The organism is Lactobacillus porci (assembly GCF_009695985.1).
Lineage (GTDB): Bacteria > Bacillota > Bacilli > Lactobacillales > Lactobacillaceae > Lactobacillus > Lactobacillus absianus.
In genome coordinates, this window is the sequence record NZ_VUMX01000054.1 from 1 (window position 1) to 4270 (window position 4270).

Sequence of the window (4270 nt, forward strand, 5' to 3'; positions counted from 1 at the left end):
GTGGAAGCCATGTTCGAGAGCGTGAAAGAGATCTTCCAACTGACAGAAGAGCAGATGGAAAGGTTCACCAAAGCTTTCATTTCCCGCCTCCCGAAGTACATGCAAGAGGCTATATCGCCATCACTAGCAGCATAATTGAATATTTACTGGTTAAACTATTGAGTTTTCAAGGCTTCATAGTTCTTTTTGGTGTGGGAAGTTTAAGTTATAATCAGTACAGCAACGAAAAAATTATAGTGTAAAAGCAAGATGCTCAAAAAAAGAGGAGAAATACCAGACTACCAGCTGGTCTTTCTCCTCTTTTTGTCATCACTTAATTACACGTTTTTGATCTTTTTACCGGTCAATCCCATCGCATTAATTGCCACGATAATTGACGACATCGCCATGGCCACAGCACCAGCGGCTGGGTCTAGAGTGATTCCCATAAATGACAACACACCGGCAGCGAGTGGAATTGCGACAATATTGTAGCCTGCTCCCCACCAAAGATTTTGAACCATTTTCCGATTTGTGATTTTAGCCAAATCAAGAAAATGTAAAATATCGCTGGGTTCTGATTTAACCAACACAACATCAGCGGAATCAATGGCAACATCGGTTCCGGCGCCAATTGCAATTCCAATATCGGCCGTGGCAAGACTTGGTGCGTCATTTACGCCGTCACCAACCATGATGACGTGATTGCCCTTTGCTTGATAATCAGCAACAATCTTTTGCTTATCATCTGGTAATAGGCCTGCATGAAATTCAGTCAATCCTAGTAAGTTAGCAACGTGTTCCGCGGCTTTTGGATTATCGCCAGTGAGCATTACGGGGGTAATTCCTCGCTTCTGAAGACCACTAATTAATTCCTTAGCACCCGCTTTGATAGTGTCGCCTTCAGCAACCATTCCTTGAACTTGGGTGCCCTGCAATAGGAAGCTGACGGAATTACCCTTAGCAGCCCATTTATCAGCAGTGGCCTCGTCAAACCTGATCCCTTTCTTCGTTAAATAGTTACTATTAACAATCATATAGTCAGTGCCATCAACATTACCGGAAATACCAACGCCCGGAATATTTTGAGACTTTTCAGCCGCAACGACTTCAATGTCCTTCGCTTGGGCTTCAGTAATGATTGCTTGGGCCAGCGGATGAGTCGAATTATTTTCAAGGGCGGCCAGTCGGCTTAATAACGTTGTTTCGTCAATCCCATCATTTGGAATCAATGCATTCACCGTAAATTTACCTTCTGTTAACGTGCCAGTTTTATCCAAGAGAACGTGGCTAACATGTTGACTTGCTTCAATGGCTTGGCGATTTCGAACTAATAGCCCATTTTGAGCGCCAATCGTAGTAGAACGAGAAACCACTAATGGAATCGCTAATCCTAACGCATGCGGGCAAGCAATCACGAAGACGGTCACCATGATCGTCATTGCAGTCTCCAATCCCTGGGGTAACCAGGCAAAGAAAGCAATAATCCCAACACCAAGTGCCGCGTAAAATAGATACTTGGCAACTAAATCAGCTTTATCTTCTGCTTTAGATTTAGCTTGCTGGGCATTTTGAACCATTTTCATTACTTGAGAAAGATAGCCGGAGTCACCAGTACCACTAATTTTAACCGTTAGCGTCCCGTTATTGTTTGTTGTACCACCAATGACCTTATCGCCAACGTTCTTGGTAACGGCAGCAGATTCACCGGTTACCAGTGCTTCATTCACGGTCGACTCCCCAGCCGTAATAACACCATCGGCTGGAATACTCTCACCTGAACGCACTTGGACAGTTTGACCAACTTTTAAATCAGATACTGGCACTTCTTTTGTTTCACCATTATCTGTAACTAGATGGGCCGTCTTAGGCAACAGGGCCGCCATCTTTTGTAAGGCATCCCCAGCACCCATCAATGCATTCATTTCAATCCAGTGTCCTAGAAGCATAATTAAAATCAGGGTTGCAAGTTCGAACGAAAAATCCATTACATGATTTGCCGGGTTCAAGAAGTTGTTGGCAATAAATGCGTACAAACTGAAGAAATACGAAACGGAAATTCCAAGGGTTACTAGCGTCATCATTTCAGGAGATTTATCTTGAATTTCCGCTTTAGCCCCCTTTAAAAATGGCATTCCTCCATAAAAGTAAAGTGCTGTATCAAACAAAACGATGATAATGCCAACAATTAGCGGTGAACTGAAACTAAGGATGGAAACGTTTAAACCCATGATTGGTGCTAACAGTAAAACTGGAATCGCTAAGACAACGGAGACCCAAAATTTAACTTTCAAATTCCCCATATGCATCATTGAGCCACCGTGCATCATCATGTCGGTCCCAGCCATATCCATATCACCGTGATTCATCCCACTCATATTCATAGTTTCGTGATTCATGTTCATTTGGCTGTGATCCCTTTCGGCCATATCGTGGTTCATGTTCATTTGATTATGATCCGTTTCGGTCATATCGTGATCCATTTTCATGTCATCATGATCCATATGACTCATATTTGATTCATTATTTTCCATATTCTTAGCACTCATGTTTTTCATGTTCCTATGGTCCTCTTTATTTGCCATGATTATCGACCTCCTAAAAATAAGTGTGCGTAGCAAAGCGGTTAGAAGCCGGAATATAAGTTCCTTGTGTGGAAATCCCCGGGCTCGGGATTTTTCCACCAGGTTCTTATATTTAGGCTTCTGCTTTGCGGAGCACCATGCCACTATATGAATGAGAATTACGACAAAAATTCATAAGTTTCCGCCATCAGAAATCCCAGATTCTGGATTTTTGTGCAGCAATCCTAAAAGTAAACAGAACACCACAGTCTTAACACGTTTGATCACCTGGTAAGCAGTTACACTGAACTTCCTCGGGCGCTGCTTTGGCCTTTTCAGCTAGAATCGCCTGTAAGTTCGCAATATCCGCCTGTGAGAGTTCCCTTGACTGAATAACGCCGGCAATTGTTGAACCAGCCCGCATCGCACACATATGGTCAAACAAATCATCTGCCGCTGCCACCATTGATTCCTTCTCGCCAACAACCGGCTTATACGTGAATGGTCGACTGCCGCCATGCTGCGCAACCGCCTGTTTTTGAATCAACCTGTGAAGTAGCGTTTTGGTTGTTGAAGCTGACCAGCCTTCTAATTCGTTCATAGCATCGATTAGTTCACGACTAGTCGCATGTCCCATTGTCCAAATTGCTCTCATAACCATCCATTCAGAATCGGTGATAGTTACATTCTTTGCATCCATCCTTCAATTGGCTTCCTTCATTAATTGAATTCTAAGTTTACATTTGTAACCTCTTAACGCTTATTAGTTTACAACTGTAGTCACAATAATGCAACCTTTCTGCCAGAAAATATCATTACATTAAAAAAACGCCTAGATAATATTCCAGGCATGGTTTGATACGATATGTTAAATTAATGATCTGGGAATTTTTGGTTTTCTTGTTAGTATGGTGAAATGCCTCTTAGAACCTGTCTAGTATCTGCTGAATCTGGTAGAATTGTGGAAAACCGACTGAGGAGTTTGTCATGCCAGATTATCCAAGCAATATTTCTCGAGCACAATTTGCGTTAATACAACCTGATTTAGAAAACTTCCGCAAGCATACAAGACCGCGTCGTTATGATCTTTATGACGTATTCAATGCCATCCTTTATCACTTACGAAGATACCCCGAAAAACAAAACACCAAGCGAAACTAACGATGTCCTGGTGGTTTATACGATTGATAAAGATGAACTAGTCTTAATTGGCATTCGAGTCGGATCGCATGATCGTTTATTTCCTGGTCAAAATCGTTCTAAAAGGTATCGAAAAAATAACGAATAAAAGAAGCTATTTCTGGTATATAAAAATAAATAACCCCCTAATATCTACATTGAGTTTCAGATCAATTTTTTCGCAAAAAAGTCTGAAAAGATGTGCTTTTCAGGCCCTCGGCAGAGCCCCCGGAGGGCGTTTTGGCAAAAGGGAGCGAAAACCTTTTTGAGCCTGTGATTTTTTCGATGAAAAAATCCGGCTCAAAAAGTAAAAATGTATTCTAAAAAAGGAGGGGGAAAAATGAGTTTTCCTTCAAGCATCAATGTCATTAAGTTAAGGGATTGACATTGAACGGGGAATGCTTTAGGACACTCATCTAAGTGAAGTGCCATAGAAAAGTTAGACATTTTATAAAATCTTAAATAGTTGCCATTACACGATCTCTATATTTTACAGGGGTCGTGTAATTTAGTTTATTGGACCGTCTGATGTTGTTAAACCAATATAT

3 protein-coding genes and 3 pseudogenes are annotated in these 4270 nt (G+C 41.6%); 3 read left to right on the plus strand and 3 right to left on the minus strand.

Annotation, left to right across the window (positions count from 1 at the left end; translation table 11 throughout):
- Positions 1-242 (plus strand): annotated as a pseudogene (locus FYJ62_RS11020) (hypothetical protein); the annotation flags it as partial.
- A 75-nt stretch (positions 243-317) separates the two neighbouring features.
- Here the strand turns inward: FYJ62_RS11020 and FYJ62_RS10145 are convergent.
- Positions 318-2564, minus strand: a complete 2247-nt coding sequence (locus FYJ62_RS10145) for a heavy metal translocating P-type ATPase (RefSeq protein WP_154549550.1) — start codon at positions 2562-2564, stop codon at positions 318-320.
- Positions 2565-2814: 250 nt separating this feature from the next.
- A complete protein-coding gene (locus FYJ62_RS10150; protein WP_154549551.1) occupies positions 2815-3243 on the minus strand; it encodes a CopY/TcrY family copper transport repressor in 429 nt (142 codons plus the stop codon).
- A 287-nt stretch (positions 3244-3530) separates the two neighbouring features.
- Here FYJ62_RS10150 and FYJ62_RS10695 point away from each other — a divergent pair.
- Both FYJ62_RS10695 and FYJ62_RS10700 read left to right on the plus strand, forming a co-directional pair.
- Positions 3531-3668, plus strand: a pseudogene (locus FYJ62_RS10695) (IS5/IS1182 family transposase); the annotation flags it as partial.
- Positions 3660-3831 (plus strand): annotated as a pseudogene (locus FYJ62_RS10700) (type II toxin-antitoxin system YafQ family toxin); the annotation flags it as partial. The pseudogenes FYJ62_RS10695 and FYJ62_RS10700, both read left to right, overlap by 9 nt.
- Positions 3832-4180: 349 nt before the next feature.
- Here FYJ62_RS10700 and FYJ62_RS10160 read toward each other — a convergent pair.
- Positions 4181-4270 (minus strand): IS3 family transposase (locus FYJ62_RS10160; RefSeq protein WP_154486841.1); only part of this gene is annotated, 90 nt, incomplete at its 5' end.

Bases quoted from the DNA above. Each gene is read 5' to 3' on its own strand.
- FYJ62_RS10150 (WP_154549551.1), bottom strand. From the start codon at position 3,243: ATGGATGCAAAGAATGTAACTATCACCGATTCTGAATGGATGGTTATG.
- FYJ62_RS10145 (WP_154549550.1), bottom strand. From the start codon at position 2,564: ATGGCAAATAAAGAGGACCATAGGAACATGAAAAACATGAGTGCTAAG.